The following is a 16,357-nucleotide window of genomic DNA, read 5'->3' as shown; positions in this document are numbered from 1 at the left end:
TTCCACCTTAGAGTCTGGAGACAAGAGCCTGAGACGGCGACGCCCACAGTCCTCCCGAGGGTGGATGCGTGCAGTCGCCTAGAGTCGGCGGCCGTCCAGACGTCGGCGCGCGGAAGCTTCGCTCGAAGCGAGCGAAGAAGTAAGGGGCGCAGCCGATGGCATGAAGCGACGATATCCGCATGCGGATGCCCTGCGCAAATCACGTAGCTGTTGCCACGAGCATCCCCCGCAACATTGACTGGCGCGCTCGCGATACCGCCGCGACCGTCACGAGAGCTGAGACGACACCCCAGATAGCAAGCCCAATCGCTGACGAAAGCACGGCGTGAAGTGACCCACCGACGAGAGCTTCGGCTCCCTGCAGAGCGATACTCAGCGGAAGGATCCCCAAGGCGCTCTCGCTGGAATTGGGTGCAAAGATCCCCGACGCGACGAGTTGCAGACCCAACGCCACGACCGACACCACGAGTCCCGCGCGCCCCATCAATGCAACGAGCGCTTGATGGAGAAGAGCGAAAGCCATCGCTGCGATGAGGGTTAGGGCGAACGCCACACCAAGACGCGACGCGGGAATTCCGACAATGACGATGGCAATCCACACCAATACTGCTTGAACAGCTCCCACAGCGACCGCAACCATCGCGCTGTCCGTCGCGATGCGAACCGCGGAGACCGCTGTCGTTAGGCGCGTGCGCGAGAACGGCGCAACGACCAGAAAAGTCGCGAGAGCGCCCAGCCACAGCGCCACCGGAACGACTGCGCCGAGCGTCGCTGAACGCGCGGTGGTCGGGCCAGCCACAGACGTGATCTCAGCACCAATTGGTGAAGCGACAACGGCAGCAATCGATTTTTGCTCAGCTGCCGAATAATTCGGGATGTCATCAGCTACGGTCCCGAGGCCCGTAGCAACTGCGCTGGTATCCGTGCCGAGCGTATCGAGCCCCGCCGACACCTCCTCCATCTCGGTCGTGAGAAGCCCGGAGGCTTCCGCAGCACCAGCGACGTCTTCGTCCAACGCAGTAAGGGAACTTGCAACCGGACCACTCACATCAGCGAGCACGGCATCCGCCGCTGCGACCACGGCCGCGTAGCCAGCATCGTTCGCGAGAGATTCGCCCTGCCCATATAGCTGAGAGGCCATTCCATCGGCTTCATCCTGCAGCGCACTGACGGTGTCGATGAGTGTGCTCACAGGCGCGGTCGGATCGGCTCGCATCGTGGCTTCCAACTCAGCGAGCGCATCAGCTGTGATGGTCTGTGCGACGGCGAGTTCGCTGGCACGCAGAGAACTCTCACCAAGTGACGTCGCGAGCTGGGCCGAGCCCGCGGCGCCGTCAGCGCTCAAGCTACCCAGATCACGCGCGCCCGCAGGAAGTAGGTCCAGCACTTCCGCCATCTCGGCTAGTCCCGTCGAAAGCCCTTCGGAATATCCCGCGATCTTTCCCACACCAACAGATGCGTCATCCGTACCTTCAGCAATCTTGGCGACATCTTCAGACACACCGCCGAGCTGATCGTGCAGTTCTGCGAATGAATCAAGAGTCGCCGAAACGTAATTCGTCGTGATTGCCGTGGACACTCCGCTCGGGATCCGTGCCGCAAGAGCATTCGCTATAACTCCCCCCGCATAGCCGTGAGCGGTAGACGTCTGCACCGCAATCGTCGCAGCCACCGGGCTCTCTGACGAGACTGTCGCAACGGACTTCGAAAAGTCTGCCGGAATTGTGACGATGGCGACATACGTGCCATCGTCCAACCCCGCGGTTGCGCTAGTCGTATCGGTAATTGTCCAATCAACACCGCTGTCAGCCGTGACGATGTTCTCCGTCAGCAGCTTCCCCGCGATGACGGGCGAATCAGTTGTGAGACCTATCGGTACGTCAAGATTGACGACCGCGACCGGAATCGCCTGATCTTCGCTTCGCGGAACGAGTGCCAGCACTATGAGAAGTGGTGCGAGTACCGCGACTGCGACAACGATGAGTACTCGTGTTCGCCGGGCGCCCGCCGCGGGCGCGCCGACCATGCTCCACAGGGCGCTCATGCGCGGGTTCCTTTCATGCCGGTATCAGCGTGTTCGCTCAGCGTGACCGTGACGACGCGACGGTCGGTGACAGCATTGCCGGCCGTCGTTGCGACGACCAGGGTGGCGTCAGTGCGTGCACGAGCAACGATGACCGCCAACACCGCGTCCGCGGGCAACTTGCCGGTCGCGTCGATCGCAACCAAACGAGACGATGGCGCCAAAGCCGCTGCCACATCAAGAAACCACAATTGCGCATCGGTCAGAGACCCGGCCAGAGTTGTGAGTTCAATGGTCGAATGTAAGTCATCTGAGACAGCGACCATGAGGCGATCGAAAGTTTCGGCGGCCTCAGCCACCAGAGCGGAGCGCTCACTTCGGTGATGCCCTGATTCGCGTATTCGCGCGCGAAGCCGCTCGTGCACCGTTTCGCCGCCCGGCACATCGGGGACAGCCGGCACGAACCGAGACTCTCTCGCAACAGCCGAGCGCTCGAATGGGATGAGCCTCCCCTGCACGCTGAGGTTGCCAGCGGTGTCGGCAGCCCTGCCCGCAATCGCAGCAACGACACCGCCGGCGCTGTCGCCGCCGATGATCACAACATCGCGCTCAGAAGCTCGGAAACTTGCGGGCGTGCTGCCTGCAACCGAAAGGTCTTCGGCCCACAAGCCAGCTTCTTCAGATCCGTCATCGCTCTGCCACTGGCGCTGGCGCAACATGCGCTGCACCACTTCGCCTTCGATATCCGCGTTGGGCAAAACGCGATCAAGCCATTTCGGTACCCACCAGGCTCTATCTCCGAGAAGTGCCATGACGGCGGGAATGAAGGTCATACGCACGATAAATGCGTCGATGAGGACACCCACGGCGAGCGCAAAGGCGATCGGCTGGATGGCTGCGGAACCCCCGGGCACAAACGAGAAGAAGACCGAGAACATGATAAGAGCGGCAGCTGTGACAACACGAGCGGATGCCGAAAATCCTTGCAGCACTGCCGTACGAGCATTGCCAGTTTCAAAAAATTGCTCACGCATCCTCGACACCAGGAACACGTGGTAATCCATCGCGAGACCGAACAGCACCGCCATCACGAGGATCGGCATAAAGCTGACGACCGGCCCCACCTTGGCAACGCCGATGAAAGACGCGCCGAACCCCATCTCAAACACGAGGCGGGTGACACCGAGGGCTCCCCCGACGGTCAGAAGGTACCCAACGGTCGCCGATAGCGGTACCGCAATTGAGCGGAACATGATGGTCAGAAGAATCAGACAAAGCCCGACCACGACGATGCCGAATGGCAGCAATGCCGCACTGAGACGCGCGGAGATATCGACTCCGAGCGCCGTTTGCCCTGTGACCTCGAAGGTGAAGCCATTCTCTTTCTCGAAGGCCGGCGCGAGATCCCGCAGGGTCGAGACAAGATCAGCAGTCGCCGTCGATGAGGGCGAACTCTTGGGGGTGACAGAAAGCACAGCAAAGTCGAGTGCTTCATTGGGTGACGCCTTCGAGACTGCCGCAACGTTCGCTACTCCATCGAACTCAGCGTCGAGCGCGTCAAGTGCTTTTTCGATGTCAAGCGTCCCCGAAATGTCCGCAGTGATGACGAGCGGACCGTTGAAGCCAGGCCCAAACCCCTCATCTAGCAGGTCGTACGCCACACGCGCGGGGCTTCCCGGGGGGTCGTACCCGGCGTCTGGAAGCGTGAGGCGGGCGCCAAAAGCTGGAATCGCGGCAGCTCCCAGTAACCCGATGATCAGGACGATTGCCGCAACAGGTGCAGCGGTCACACCCCGAACCCAGATCGGAGGCTTGGGTGTGCGAACCGCACGGCTTCGACGAGGCGCGCGTGGGCGGAGCGCTCCCCCAAAGACTGCGAGAAGTGCCGGTAGCAATGTGACAGCGACAGCGAGTGCGCCTAACACTGCAACAGCTGCGCCCAACCCCATGACGGTGAGAAACGGGATTCCTGCAACGGAGAGTCCGATGAGCGCAATCATGACCGTGATTCCTGCGAAAACGACGGCCGTACCGGCGGTCGCGGTGGCCACAGCAACCGATTCGCGGGGATTCATTCCCGCGCGCAATTGCGCACGGTGGCGGGATGTGATGAGGAGCGAGTAGTCAATACCCACGGCAAGCCCCAGCATGGTCGCAAGAAGTGGTGCGGTCTGCGAAACAGGCGCTAACGAGGCAGTTATGTAAATGGCACTCGACGCGAGTGCCACTCCGAGTAGGGCTGTGATGAGCGGAATGCCGGCGGCGATGAACGAGCCGAAGGTGATCACCAAGACAAGAAATGCAATCCCAACGCCGAAATACTCCGTCGAGCTCGACGATGACGCGGTGGCTTCCAAGCCCGAGTATGCAACTTTTACGCCGGCGTCGCTTACGGGTTTCATGGCTGATTCGGCCGCCGCGACCACAGAATTGCTCGCGGTCGAAGACGACAGTTGAACCGAAATGAAAGCCATCGAGGCATCCGACGAAATTTGAGAAGGATCTCCCGAACCGGATGCTGAAGAGCCCGATGCCGTCATGGGAAACGGACACGTGACTAACTTCACGGCACTGAGAGAAGCAAGATCCTCACATGCAGTGGAAATTACATCGGAGTGGTCCGCGATGTCGGCGCCGTCGCCAGCGTCAACAACAATGCGCGCACTCGCGCCGCTCAGCTCAGGAAATCGCTGTCCAAGGACGTCGAGCGCCTCTTGCGCGGGCGTCCCCGGGATCGCGTACGAAGCTTCAAGGTTGCTTGCGCCGCCGCGAGCAGTTGCGATTCCCCCGGCTGCGACGACGATCACCAGCCATACTGCAATCACCCACCAGCGGTATTTTGCAGAAAAACGACCTAGCCGATACAGCAACGATGACATCGTCGCGTCCTCCCCGTGGAAACGCACGCGCTTCGTGCCCATGCCGAAGCGTAACGTAAACCCGAGCGAGAACTCGCGGCGCTATTCCCTAAGGCGTGCGCTGAACGCCTCTTGAGCACGTGAGACCCCGCCAAGCTTCGCTTCCGTCGCTTCCGCTGCCGTCAGTGTGCGATCAGGCGCCCGAAAACGAAGCGCGAACGTCAAACTCTTCGCGCCCTCCGCAACGCCCTGGCCTCGGTAGTCATCCACCAAACGAATTGTCTCCAGTAGTTCGCCAGCACCAAGCGCCAATTCCGCCTGCACATCAACTGCAGGCACATCAGATCCAACGACGAGCGAAACATCTTGTGTCGCTGCGGGAAACCCCGAAAGCGATGCCGCAACGTCAAGCTCTCCCGCGAGCGACACCACGAGATCGAGATTCAGCTCGGCAACGGCGACGCGCCCGTGAAGATCGGATGCCTCGACCACGGCAGGCAATAACTCCCCCACGTAGCCAACCTCAGTGCCGTCGACGGTGAGCGTTCCCGCTCGACCCGGGTGGAGCGCAGCTCGCTTTGCTTGCGTCACATCAATCGTTACGCCTGCGGCGTTCGCGACGACACGCACGGCGTCAAGTGCTTCAACGACACCGGAGGGTTCAGCCGCACGACCTGGCTGTTTCGGTTGTGCGTTTCCGGCGACCAGCACTGCCAAGTAGCGGTGCTGCGGTGGAATCGACGCGTCAAGCTCGGTGAGTGTCGCGGCATCCGGCCGGGCACCAAGAGGCGGAACAGCGCGAGTGCCGTAGGTCACGCCGGGCTTCGGCAAGAATACGGAGCCCGTCTCGAACACGGCAACATCTGTCAAACCGCGCGACACATTGCGATGTGCGATATCGATCAGGCCCGGCAGGAGGGATCGACGGAGGAACGGAGCTTGTCCGTCGAGCGGGTTGGCGAGCGCAATGCTCGGCAGATGCCCGCCCGAGGCCGACCCGTGAAGATCGTTGAGCGCTTCGGTCGTGAACGGGAATGCCTGCACCTCGGTGTACCCAGCTGCTGCCAGAGAGTTCAGCACCCGACGACGACCACGCTGCGCTTTCGTCAAGCCGCGGCCCGACGGCGGGGTCGGTAGCACCGAAGGCACCCGATCCAGACCGTGAATTCGGGCCACTTCTTCTGCGAGAGTCCACTTGTCGGTGAGGTCTGGGCGCCACGACGGGGGTGTGATCCGCCAGGAAGCGCCCTGCTCCTCGATGGAACAGCCAATGAGTTCGAGCGCGTGGCGCACTTCGTCATCGGAATATTCGACACCGATGAGACCGCTGACGAATTCCTCCGGCAGAGTCACGGGGGTTGCAGACCACTGCGCGTAGACAGCACCACCCGTGTCATCGAGACTCCCGCCTGCGTACTCCACCATGAGCTCTACTACCCGCTGTGCTGCCACGAACGGGATGCGTGGGTCCACGCCACGCTCGAACCGACGGGATGCCTCAGAAGGCAGCTTGTGGCGACGCGCAGTGCGCGCGATCGACACAGTGTCAAAAATGGCAGCTTCGATGAGAACGTTGCGGGTCGCTGAGGTCATCTCAGTGGTACCGCCACCCATGACACCCGCGAGCCCAATCGGGCCCGAGTCGTCAGTGATGAGCAGGTCTTCAACGTCCAAAGTACGAATTTGACCATCGAGCGTCTCGAGCTTCTCGCCGGCCTCGGCACGCCTCACAGTGAGTCCGCCGCGAAGCTTATCGAGGTCGTACCCGTGAATTGGTTGGCCGAGCTCGACCATCACGTAATTGGTGATATCGACGAGCACCCCGAGCGACCGGATGCCCGCAAGCGCAAGGCGAGTGATCATCCACGTCGGGGTCGGGCGCGAGGCATCCACGTCGCGCACAACGCGGGCTACAAGTTCAGTTGCCCCCGCGCGGCCTCGGATTGGTGCGCGGTCATCGATCACGATCGGAAAGCCATCACCCGGGTGAAGCTCTGTCGTCGGGCGCAATCCGGGGTCGCGGAACGCAGCACCGGTCGCGTGCGAATACTCACGCGCCGCGCCGCGAATCGACAGAGCGTATCCGCGGTCAGGGGTCACATTGATGTCGACGGCGACATCATCGAGCCCGAGCAACGCAATTGCGTCGGTACCTACCGGAGCATCGAGCCCGAGTTCGACCAGCCGCAGGATGCCGGAGTGCTCCTGACCAAGACCCAGCTCTTTCGCCGACGCGATCATGCCGTCAGAGACGTGCCCGTAGGTTTTTCGCGCCGCAATCGGGAAGGGCCCCGGAAGAACCGATCCTGGAAGGGTCACAACAACCTTGTCGCCGGCGAAGAAGTTGCCGGCGCCGCAAACGATTCCGCGCACGCCGCCGTTATCGGCACCGACATCGACCTGGCACCAACGAATCGTCTTGCCGTTGGTCTGAGGCTCTTCAGTGAACTCCAGCACCTCGCCAACAACGATCGGGCCCTCGAGCTCGAAATCGTGGACATCTTCTTCTTCGAACCCGACAGACACGAATGCTTCGTGGATGTCTTCAGGTGTTGCGCCCACCGGTACATCGACGAACTCACGCAACCACGACAGCGGAACGCGCATCACACCACCATCCCGAACTGCTCGCTGAAGCGTACATCGCCCTCGGCCATGTCACGCATGTCTTGTACGTCACTCCGGAACATCAGCGTCCGTTCGATTCCCATCCCGAACGCGAATCCGGAGTACACATCTGGATCGATTCCGGCGGCGCGCAGCACATTGGCGTTGACCATGCCGCATCCGCCCCATTCAATCCAGCGTGCACCGCCCTTGAACGTCGGGTGCCAAAGGTCGAGCTCTGCCGACGGCTCGGTGAACGGAAAGTAGTTGGTCCGAAAGCGCGTCTTGGCCTCGGGCCCGAACAGAACCTTCGCCGCGTGGTCGAGCGTGCCTTTGAGGTTTGCCATCGTGATGCCCTTATCGATGACGAGACCCTCGAACTGAGTGAAGGCAGGAAGATGGGTCGCGTCGAACTCGTCGGTGCGGTAGACCCGCCCCGGGCACAGGATGTAAATCGGCAGCTCGCGGTCAAGCATGGAGCGCACCTGCACGGGACTTGTGTGGGTCCGCATGACGAGGTGTCGATCAACCGGATCGACAAAGAATGTGTCTTGCATCTGACGCGCGGGGTGATCAACATCGAAGTTCAACGCGTCGAAGTTGAACCACTCGTGCTCTAGCTCCGGGCCCTCAGCAATTTCCCACCCCATGCCGACGAAGAGATCGGAAATTTCTTCCTGGAGCAGCGAAATCGGATGCCGCGCCCCAATGCGCGCGCGATGTGGCTGCGCCGTAATGTCGATGCGTTCAGCATCTAAGCGCGCTGCGGTTTCCGCAGCTGCGAGCTCCTTCTCCCGAGCAGCGAGAGCTTGATTAACACGGCCACGCGCACCACCGACGAGCTTGCCGAACTCCGCTTTACGGGTGGGCTCAACATTTCGCAATTGCGCGTTCAGTTGTGCAAGCGGCGAGGCATCGCCCGCGTGGGCCGAGCGCGCGGCTTTCAGTGTGGCGGTGTCGGAAGCGGTCGAAATTGCGGCGAGCGCCGCATCGACGGCAGCGTCAACTGCTTCGGGCGAGATAACGGGGGAATCGGGTGTGTCGGACACGAGAGACGAGTCTACCGACGGTGCGTCGAACCTTCGGCCTCCGCGGCTGTGATCTCTTGATCTGGATCGATATCACCGCTTGGAACAGCAGTGGCACGTCCGCCACCGCTCGCGGTGCGTTTAGACAGCCAGCGCGCGAACCACGACAGGGTGAGGTTGATCGCCAGGTAGATCAACAGAGTCACGGCGAACAGCGAGAACATATAGCGGTTGCCGTAGTAACTGCCGAGATAGTACATATTCGTGCGAATAATCTCGTTGTAACCGACGATGTACCCGAGTGACGTGTCTTTCAAGAGCACGACAAGTTGAGCCACGATGATGGGCAGCATTTGTCGAAAAGCCTGCGGAAACTCAACAAGCATCTTTGATTGAAACTCACGCATTCCCACACTGAGCGCAGCCTCGCGCTGTCCTCGGGGAAGAGCAACAAGCCCGGCCCTCAGCGCCTCACCGATAAGCGTGCCGTTGTAGATGATCAGCGCTATCACGACCGCCCCAAGCGAACCTGTCGATCCCACTAGAAGGATAAACAGCATCATCAAGAGCACTGGCATGCCGCGGAAGAACTCGATAATCCACGCTGTGGGAATTCGGACCCAGGAAATCGCCGAGCTCCGCAAAAGCGACAAAACGATGCCGAGTGGAATCGCTCCGAGCGTTGCTAGACCGGCTGCGCGCAACGTCCCGATTACTCCTTCACCGATGTAGCTCCACACCTGCGCGTCGGCGAAGATATCCCAGCGACTGCCATCGAACATCCCCGGGAGGGTAATCCCGCCAGATTCACGCGGTGCAGCAAGGAGAAAAGCCAACCATGTGACGACTGCCGCGATGGCAGCCAGCGAAATGATCGAGGCGATACGAGACGCTCGGCGGGCCTTCGGCCCGGGTACGTCGAAGAGGACACTCGTCATCGGCTCATCACCCAACGCTTCTCCAGCATGCCGGCGACAAAGCCGAGCGGAACGGTAATTACGAGGTATAGCGCGGCCGCAACGAGCAAGATCGGTATCACGATGTTCCCGTTGTCGTTCGCGAGTTGGCGAGTAGTCGCGAAGAGCTCAACGACGAAGAACCCTCCCGCCACAGAGGTGTTCTTCGTCAGCGCGATAAAGACGTTGATCAGGGGCGGCACCGTCATGCGAAATGCCTGTGGCAAGACAACGAGCGTGACGGTCGTTCCGAACCCCAGTCCTATGCTTCGCGCAGCCTCCGCTTGCCCCACAGGCACTCCGTTGATTCCAGAGCGCAGTGCCTCTGCGACAAACGGTGATGTGTAGTAACTCAGCGCTACGAAAGCCAAGAGGAGATACGGAACCCGCAACCCCAGCATCGGGAGCACAAACGCTGTGAAGAAAAACACGAGGGTCAACGGGGTGTTTCGAGCGATCTCTGTCCAGAACGCAGCGAACCAGCTCAGCACCGGCACCGGAGAGACGCGCATCGCAGCGATGAGCGTTCCGATGACAAGCGCCGTGATGCCCGAAACCACCAGAAGAAGTAGCGTCACGCGGAACCCCTGCCAGAATTCGGGCATGAGCGACCACAGCTGTTCCACCATGCGTTGTCCTCTCACAAATGATCAGTTGAAGTGCTGTCCGGGCCGAGCGTCTCGGCCCGGACAGCAAACGCGCTAGTAGCGGTCCGGCGTGGGCGGGTCGACGTACGGCAACACAGTGCCGGCTGTCTTGTTCCAGGCCTCTTCGTAGCTGCCGTCTTCGTAGCTAGCCTCGAGAACATCGTTTATCCACATCCGAAAATCGGTGTCATCAAGCGCGAGTCCAATGCCGTAAGGCTCCTCAGTGAAAGGTTCGCCGACCACCTTGAATTCGCCTTCGTTCTGAGCTGCGAGACCGGCGAGGATCACGTTGTCTGTCGAGACGGCAACCACTGCACCATTTCGGAGCGGCTCCAGGCAGTTCGAGTAGGTGTCAGTGAGCACGGGCTCAGCGCCGATCTCTTCCAGCATTGCCGCCGGAGTGGAGCCGGTAACTGAGCACACCGGCTGGCCGACGAGATCTTCTTCGCTGGTGATGTCTTCGTTGTCAGCGAGCACGAGAATCGATTGCCCCGCCATGTAATAGGGGCCGGCGAACGAGACAACCTCCTTGCGCTCATCGTTGATCGTGTAAGTCGCCACAACGAGATCAACCTGACCGTTCTCGATGAAGGGTTCTCGGTTGGCGGAAACAGTTTCTGTCCACTCGATGTTTTCCGCAGAGATGCCGAGCTCGGCCGCGATGATCTTGCCGATCTCGACGTCGAATCCTTCAGGAGTTCCGCTTGGGCCCATCAGGCCGAACAGCGGCTGGTCGAACTTCGTGCCGATGGTGATCGTTCCGGCTTCATTCAGGGCAGCCATCGTCGTGCCCTCTTCGAAGGTCACGTCGGCAGGAGCCGGCTCAGCCGCATCTCCACCATCTGTACTGCCGGCGCAGGCAGAAAGAGCCAACGCGCCCACCGCGGCCAGTGCAATAAGAGGGGTTCTCAGTCGCTTCATGTCTTCGTCCTTTGCTGTGTGCGGCCGCTTGTGCGACCCATCTTCGGTTCCCAGATGCTTATGGCATCCGGGTCGTGTCAGTGCTCGAGGATTTTGGACAAGAAGTCCTGTGCCCTCTCGCTCTGAGGGTTCGTGAAGAACTGCTCGGGTGTAGCTTCTTCGACAATTGCGCCGTCGGCCATGAAAAGGACACGGTCTGCGGCTTTGCGGGCAAAGCCCATTTCATGGGTGACGACGATCATCGTCATGCCCTCCGTCGCGAGACCGATCATGACGTCGAGCACTTCGTTGATCATTTCGGGATCGAGCGCGCTCGTCGGCTCGTCCATCAAAATCAGCTTCGGGTCCATCGCGAGCGATCGCGCAATCGCAACCCGCTGCTGTTGACCGCCGGAGAGCTGACTTGGCATTTTCTTGGCCTGGTTCGCCACGCCCACGCGGTCGAGAATCTTCATAGCCTTTTCATCCGCGGCTTTTCGGCTCATCCCGCGCACTCGCGTGGGCCCGAGCGTCACGTTCTCCAGCACCGTCTTGTGAGCAAAAAGGTTGAAGGATTGGAACACCATTCCGACGTCGGCACGGAGGTGCGCTAGCTCTTTGCCCTCTTCAGGCAGGGGCTGGTCGTCGATCAGTATGCGTCCGGAATCGATTGTCTCGAGACGGTTGATCGCGCGACAAAGCGTCGACTTACCCGAGCCGGAAGGGCCAATGACGACCACGACCTCACCACGATTTACGACGGTCGAGATATCGCGCAAAACGTGAAGATCACCAAAATATTTGTCGACATTTTCGATGACAACCAGTGGTTCCCCTCGACGTACCGTGATGTTGGACGTTCGCGGTGCTGGACTTTCCGCATCAGGCGATGACATGGCTAAACCATAGGTCGCTCCGCATTATCGCCCAAGGGGTTGACGAGAGCTTTACCTAGACGTAACAGGGCTTCGGCGGGAGCGCTACGCGGAGGAACGCTGCGCGAATGCGCTTTCGTATAGGCACACGCTCGCGGCGCTAGCAAGGTTTAAAGACTCTGCTGCCCCGTAGATGGGAAGACGCAGTGACGCGTCAGCCAAGGCCAGAGACTCCTCGTCGAGTCCACGCGCCTCGTTGCCGAAGAGCCACGCCGTGGGTTCCGTCAGCATCTCTCGGGCAGCCAAAAAGTCTGCGCCCCCCACATCTGCCGCGATGACCCGAACCCCTGCAGCCCGCGCTCGTTCTACGACCGCAGGCAGTTCGACTCCGACGCACACAGGAAGATGGAACAGGGACCCAGTCGTTGCGCGAACAACTTTCGGGTTGTACAGGTCGACAGTTCGGCCGGTAAGGATGACGGCGTCAGCGCCGGCAGCATCGGCCGCGCGAATTATGGTCCCGAGATTTCCGGGATCCCTTACTTCTTGGCAGATTGCAATAAGTCGCGGCGATGCAGCAAAGACATCCTTCAGTGACGTCGGCGACTGTCGAGCGACGGCCAGAATTCCCTGGGGAGTCACGGTGTCGGCCATCGCGTCGAGCACGGCTTCCGTTGTGTAGACGATTTCGATTTCAGCGGCGGCGGCGGCATCTCTCAACTCGACGTGTCGCTCCATGGCCGTGGGAGTTGCAAAGAGCTCCTCGACGCTGCCTGGACGATACGTCAGCACTTCGCGCGCTGCTTGTGGACCCTCAAGAAGAAACAGCCCTGTTTCAGCTCGTGCGCTGCGTTTGTGGAGTTTGGCAACTGCGCGCACGCGCGGGGATCGCGGGTTCTCAAGCACGGCGCAAGTCTATGGCGAAACTTCACACGCAAACGACGAAGGGTGCCCCCTCGCGGGAGCACCCTTCGTCGTTATGTGCAGCTATTACGCAGAAACCTTCGCAGCGTTGACATCGCTCGGGAGCGCCTTCTTGGCGGTCTCAACGAGTGAGGTGAACGTGGCCGGGTCGTTGACCGCGAGGTCAGCAAGCATACGACGGTCTACCTGAACGCCTGCAGCACCCAGTCCCTGGATGAAGCGGTTGTAGGTGAGACCGTTCTGGCGGCTCGCAGCGTTAATACGCTGGATCCACAGACGGCGGAAGTCGCCCTTGCGCTTGCGGCGGTCGCGGTAGGCGTAAACGAGCGAGTGCGTGACCTGCTCTTTAGCCTTGCGGTACAGACGCGAACGCTGGCCCCGGTAACCGGATGCGCGCTCGAGAATGACGCGACGCTTTTTGTGGGCGTTGACGGCCCGCTTTACTCTTGCCATTTCTTATATTCCTAACGTGCTTCGGCGCTCAGCGACCGAGGAGCTTCTTGGCCATCTTGGTGTCAGCCTTGGACAGGACCTGGTCCTTGTTGAGGCGACGTGTGCGACGGCTCGACTTGCCCTCGAGGTTGTGGCGCATACCGGCCTGCTGCTTCTTGAGCTTTCCGCTGCCGGTGATCTTGAAGCGCTTCTTGGCACCCGAGTGGGTCTTCTGCTTCGGCATCTTCTCTTCCTTCGTTGTCATCCCGCGATGCGGGAGTCGTGGGGCCTACTCGGCAGCAGCCGGCGTGGGCTCGTCTGGGGTGGAGCGCGCCTGACGCGCGGCTTCCTTCGTGGCGGCACGCTGTGCGTTTTGCTCCGCCTTCGCCTCGGACTTGTTCTTATGCGGTGCAACGACCATGACCATGTTTCGACCGTCGATCGTTGGGTTCGACTCAACGGTGCCGAGATCGGCAACGTCCTCGGCGAACTTACGTAGAAGCTTCACGCCCTGTTCGGGACGCTGTTGCTCGCGTCCACGAAAAAGAATCATGGCCTTGACCTTGTCACCGGCTTGCAAGAAGCCTTCAGCGCGCTTGCGCTTGGTTTCGTAGTCGTGGGGCTCAATCTTCAGGCGAAAACGAACCTCTTTGAGGATCGTGTTGGCCTGATTGCGACGAGCTTCCTTGGCCTTCTGGGCGGCTTCGTACTTGAACTTCCCGTAGTCCATGATCTTGACCACAGGAGGCTTCGAGTTCGGAGCTACCTCGACGAGATCGAGATCTGCGTCCTGCGCGAGACGCAGGGCGACCTCAATGCGGACAACGCCGACCTGTTCGCCGGCCGGGCCCACGAGGCGTACCTCGGGAACGCGAATGCGGTCGTTGGTTCGGGGATCGCTGATGCGGAACTCCTCTTCGTGCGGTTTATGCCACCGCGACGAAGGGTTCGACGCGGGCGAAATCGGAATCATTCCACCCAGCGCGACCTAAAGCGTCGGCTTTACACACCCTGGACAACCTGTCCCCTTAGAGACAAGCGGAGTGCGATGACCCGGTAGCCTGGAACGGCAAGCGCGGGTGGGATGTAATCCACTTTCATCCGGAGCACAACACTCCGGCGCTCGCACAGTCTAGCAGAGAGCACACCGTGGAATCGACTCAGCCGTCCGAAGAGCCTACCTACACCCCAGACGAGCGCGAAGAGCGCTGGGAAGAACAGGATCGAGCCGCTTCTGCCGCAACCCGTGACATCGCCGACGTTCCAGCCGTGGAGATCATCACGACAGCGGCAGTGCACCTCATGAGCGCGGCGGCGGTAAAGCTTGGCCTCGCCGATGACCCAGACACGCAAACAGACCTCGACGAAGCGCGGAAGCTGATCAATGCACTGGCGGGACTCATCACCGCGGGGGCGCCCGAAATCAGCGACATGCATGCGCGATCACTTCGTGATGGCCTCCGCTCTCTTCAGCTTGCTTTCCGTGAAGCTTCAGTGATCCCCGACCCGATCGGGAAAGCACCCGGCGAAAAATGGACCGGTCCGGTTATCTAGGCGAGCATTAGCGAGACGTGCGCAGAGTCACCTGTAGCGAATCCACGAGCGTTGCGATGCGGTCGTCGGTCGCCCACCGTCGCGCGAGTCGCGAAAGAACGGCGTCAAGCTGTTCCTGAGCGAGGCCATCAGCCAGATCGAGAATCACAATCAGCTCGGGCCCGCGCAGCCGACCTTCGGGATCACCGTCAGCGACGGCAAAGTCGATGACCGACAACTCCCCCGAAATGCTCTCTTCGATTCCGGCGAAGACAGCAGGCGACCGATAGCTCGGCTCCCAGGTTTCGCCGTGGGCAAGTGCCCAAAGCGCCGGTCGGCGGACTACGTACTCGGATGGAGATCCCGGATCAATGACGATGAGATCTGTCTGTTCCGTCACAGCGGCAACGGCTGTTCGGACACCATCTGCCGGAACCGGTCGAGCCGCGGCATCCCACGATCTCATCGCGTCGACGCTCGTGAAGACCGGCATGACCGTTCGCCCGTCAGGAGCTCCAACTGTCACGATGGATAGTTCCTGCGTCTTGTCTACTCGCAACCCAGTTGGGGACACCCCCTCTTCGCCTTTTTTAGCGACGAGAGGAATGAGCAGCCGCGCAGTGCGATAAGACTCGATAATCGCAACCGAGTTGCCGCTCTCACCGCGTGGCGCTTCAAGAGCCGCGATCAGTTGAGGGTCAGCAGAACCGTCATCATCGGAATGCGTGTTGGGCTCGAAGCTTCGCCCTTCCCACGGCACGCCCGCCGAGTCGCCCGCGCGGGCGGGAGTGGATCCGTCAGCCTCCGGCGACATCAAGCGCCTCTGCCAGTGTGAAGGCGCCGGCATACAGCGCTTTACCGACGATTGCCCCTTCAACTCCGAGAGGTACGAGCTCACGGAGGGCCGCGATGTCATCGAGATTAGAGATACCGCCGGATGCCACGACGGGCTTCGGTGTGCGGGTTGCCACTTCGCGGAGCAGTTCGAGGTTGGGGCCGCGGAGAGTCCCGTCTTTCGTGACGTCGGTGACGACGTAACGGCTGCATCCGGAGTTTTCAAGACGCTCAAGCACTGCCCACAGGTCTCCACCATCACGAGTCCAACCGCGAGCAGCGAGTGTGGTGCCGCGCACATCCAGACCCACAGCTACAGCATCGCCGTAACGGCTGATGACATCCGCCGCCCATTCCGGGTTTTCGAGTGCCGCAGTTCCAAGGTTGATTCTGGTAGCGCCTGATTCCAGGGCGGCCTCAAGAGAAGCATCATCACGGATGCCACCGGAGAGCTCGACTTGAACGCCCTTTATCTGTTTGATGACCCGGCGAAGAACCGCGGTGTTGTTGCCACGGCCGAACGCGGCGTCGAGGTCAACGAGGTGAATCCACTTCGCCCCCTGACGCGCCCAGTCCACAGCGGCGTCGACGGGGTCGCCGTATTCGGTCTCGCTCCCCGCCTCTCCTTGGGTAAGGCGGACTGCTTTTCCGCCGGCGACATCGACCGCGGGCAGCAGGGTCAATTCGGGTGTAGACGCAAAATCGTTCATGGCTCCTCGTGCAGAAGCTGGCGCGCGGTC

General features: G+C 60.8%; 15 protein-coding genes. 1 reads left to right on the top strand and 14 read right to left on the bottom strand.

Translation table 11 applies throughout. From position 1 onward, the window contains the following. Positions 1 to 199 precede the first annotated feature (199 nt). From FHS06_RS07695 to infC, 12 genes are all read right to left on the bottom strand, one after another. Positions 200 to 2,044, bottom strand: a complete 1,845-nt coding sequence (locus FHS06_RS07695) for an ABC transporter permease (RefSeq protein WP_167047617.1) — start codon at positions 2,042 to 2,044, stop codon at positions 200 to 202. Next, positions 2,041 to 4,902, bottom strand: a complete 2,862-nt coding sequence (locus FHS06_RS07690; RefSeq protein ID WP_167047614.1) for an MMPL family transporter — start codon at positions 4,900 to 4,902, stop codon at positions 2,041 to 2,043. The genes FHS06_RS07695 and FHS06_RS07690 overlap by 4 nt, the downstream gene beginning before the upstream one ends. 81 nt (positions 4,903 to 4,983) lie before the next feature. Next, on the bottom strand, positions 4,984 to 7,488 hold the full coding sequence (pheT, locus tag FHS06_RS07685) for a phenylalanine--tRNA ligase subunit beta (protein WP_167047611.1): 2,505 nt from the start codon (positions 7,486 to 7,488) through the stop codon (positions 4,984 to 4,986). Then, positions 7,488 to 8,537: a phenylalanine--tRNA ligase subunit alpha gene (gene pheS / locus FHS06_RS07680; protein WP_167047608.1), complete on the bottom strand. Its 1,050-nt coding sequence runs from the start codon at positions 8,535 to 8,537 to the stop codon at positions 7,488 to 7,490. The genes pheT and pheS overlap by 1 nt, the downstream gene beginning before the upstream one ends. An 11-nt stretch (positions 8,538 to 8,548) precedes the next feature. After that, entirely contained in the window at positions 8,549 to 9,454 is a 906-nt protein-coding gene (locus FHS06_RS07675) for an amino acid ABC transporter permease (RefSeq protein ID WP_167047606.1), read from the bottom strand. Then, positions 9,451 to 10,098: an amino acid ABC transporter permease gene (locus FHS06_RS07670; RefSeq protein ID WP_375138709.1), complete on the bottom strand. Its 648-nt coding sequence runs from the start codon at positions 10,096 to 10,098 to the stop codon at positions 9,451 to 9,453. Before FHS06_RS07670 ends, FHS06_RS07675 begins: the two co-directional genes overlap by 4 nt. A 75-nt stretch (positions 10,099 to 10,173) precedes the next feature. Beyond that, complete coding sequence (locus FHS06_RS07665) at positions 10,174 to 11,040, bottom strand: glutamate ABC transporter substrate-binding protein (RefSeq protein WP_167047600.1); 867 nt, start codon at positions 11,038 to 11,040, stop codon at positions 10,174 to 10,176. 77 nt (positions 11,041 to 11,117) lie between these two features. Next, positions 11,118 to 11,915: an amino acid ABC transporter ATP-binding protein gene (locus tag FHS06_RS07660; RefSeq protein ID WP_167047597.1), complete on the bottom strand. Its 798-nt coding sequence runs from the start codon at positions 11,913 to 11,915 to the stop codon at positions 11,118 to 11,120. An 84-nt stretch (positions 11,916 to 11,999) separates the two neighbouring features. Further along, positions 12,000 to 12,800 (bottom strand): TrmH family RNA methyltransferase, encoded by an 801-nt coding sequence (locus FHS06_RS07655; RefSeq protein ID WP_167047593.1) that lies wholly within the window; start codon positions 12,798 to 12,800, stop codon positions 12,000 to 12,002. 84 nt (positions 12,801 to 12,884) lie between these two features. Continuing rightward, the gene (gene rplT / locus FHS06_RS07650) at positions 12,885 to 13,271 is read right to left on the bottom strand and encodes a 50S ribosomal protein L20 (RefSeq protein ID WP_167047590.1); all 387 of its coding nucleotides are present in this window, start codon (positions 13,269 to 13,271) and stop codon (positions 12,885 to 12,887) included. Between the two features lie 28 nt (positions 13,272 to 13,299). Then, entirely contained in the window at positions 13,300 to 13,494 is a 195-nt protein-coding gene (gene rpmI / locus FHS06_RS07645) for a 50S ribosomal protein L35 (RefSeq protein WP_165138742.1), read from the bottom strand. Positions 13,495 to 13,539: 45 nt separating this feature from the next. Next, complete coding sequence (gene infC, locus FHS06_RS07640) at positions 13,540 to 14,223, bottom strand: translation initiation factor IF-3 (protein WP_167047587.1); 684 nt, start codon at positions 14,221 to 14,223, stop codon at positions 13,540 to 13,542. 176 nt (positions 14,224 to 14,399) lie between these two features. Here infC and FHS06_RS07635 point away from each other — a divergent pair, with 176 nt between their 5' ends. Then, positions 14,400 to 14,804, top strand: a complete 405-nt coding sequence (locus tag FHS06_RS07635) for a DUF1844 domain-containing protein (protein WP_167047584.1) — start codon at positions 14,400 to 14,402, stop codon at positions 14,802 to 14,804. 7 nt (positions 14,805 to 14,811) lie between these two features. Here the strand turns inward: FHS06_RS07635 and FHS06_RS07630 are convergent, their stop codons facing one another. Next, positions 14,812 to 15,597, bottom strand: coding sequence for an SseB family protein (locus FHS06_RS07630; RefSeq protein WP_167047581.1), 786 nt, complete (start codon positions 15,595 to 15,597; stop codon positions 14,812 to 14,814). Continuing rightward, positions 15,581 to 16,327, bottom strand: coding sequence for a bifunctional 1-(5-phosphoribosyl)-5-((5-phosphoribosylamino)methylideneamino)imidazole-4-carboxamide isomerase/phosphoribosylanthranilate isomerase PriA (gene priA / locus FHS06_RS07625; RefSeq protein WP_167047578.1), 747 nt, complete (start codon positions 16,325 to 16,327; stop codon positions 15,581 to 15,583). The genes FHS06_RS07630 and priA overlap by 17 nt, the downstream gene beginning before the upstream one ends. Positions 16,328 to 16,357: the final 30 nt, after the last annotated feature.

The sequence above is a fragment of the Microbacterium halimionae genome (assembly GCF_011761265.1).
In the GTDB taxonomy this organism is placed as follows: Bacteria; Actinomycetota; Actinomycetes; order Actinomycetales; family Microbacteriaceae; genus Microbacterium; species Microbacterium halimionae.
This window is presented reverse-complemented; position numbering and strand designations above follow the sequence as displayed.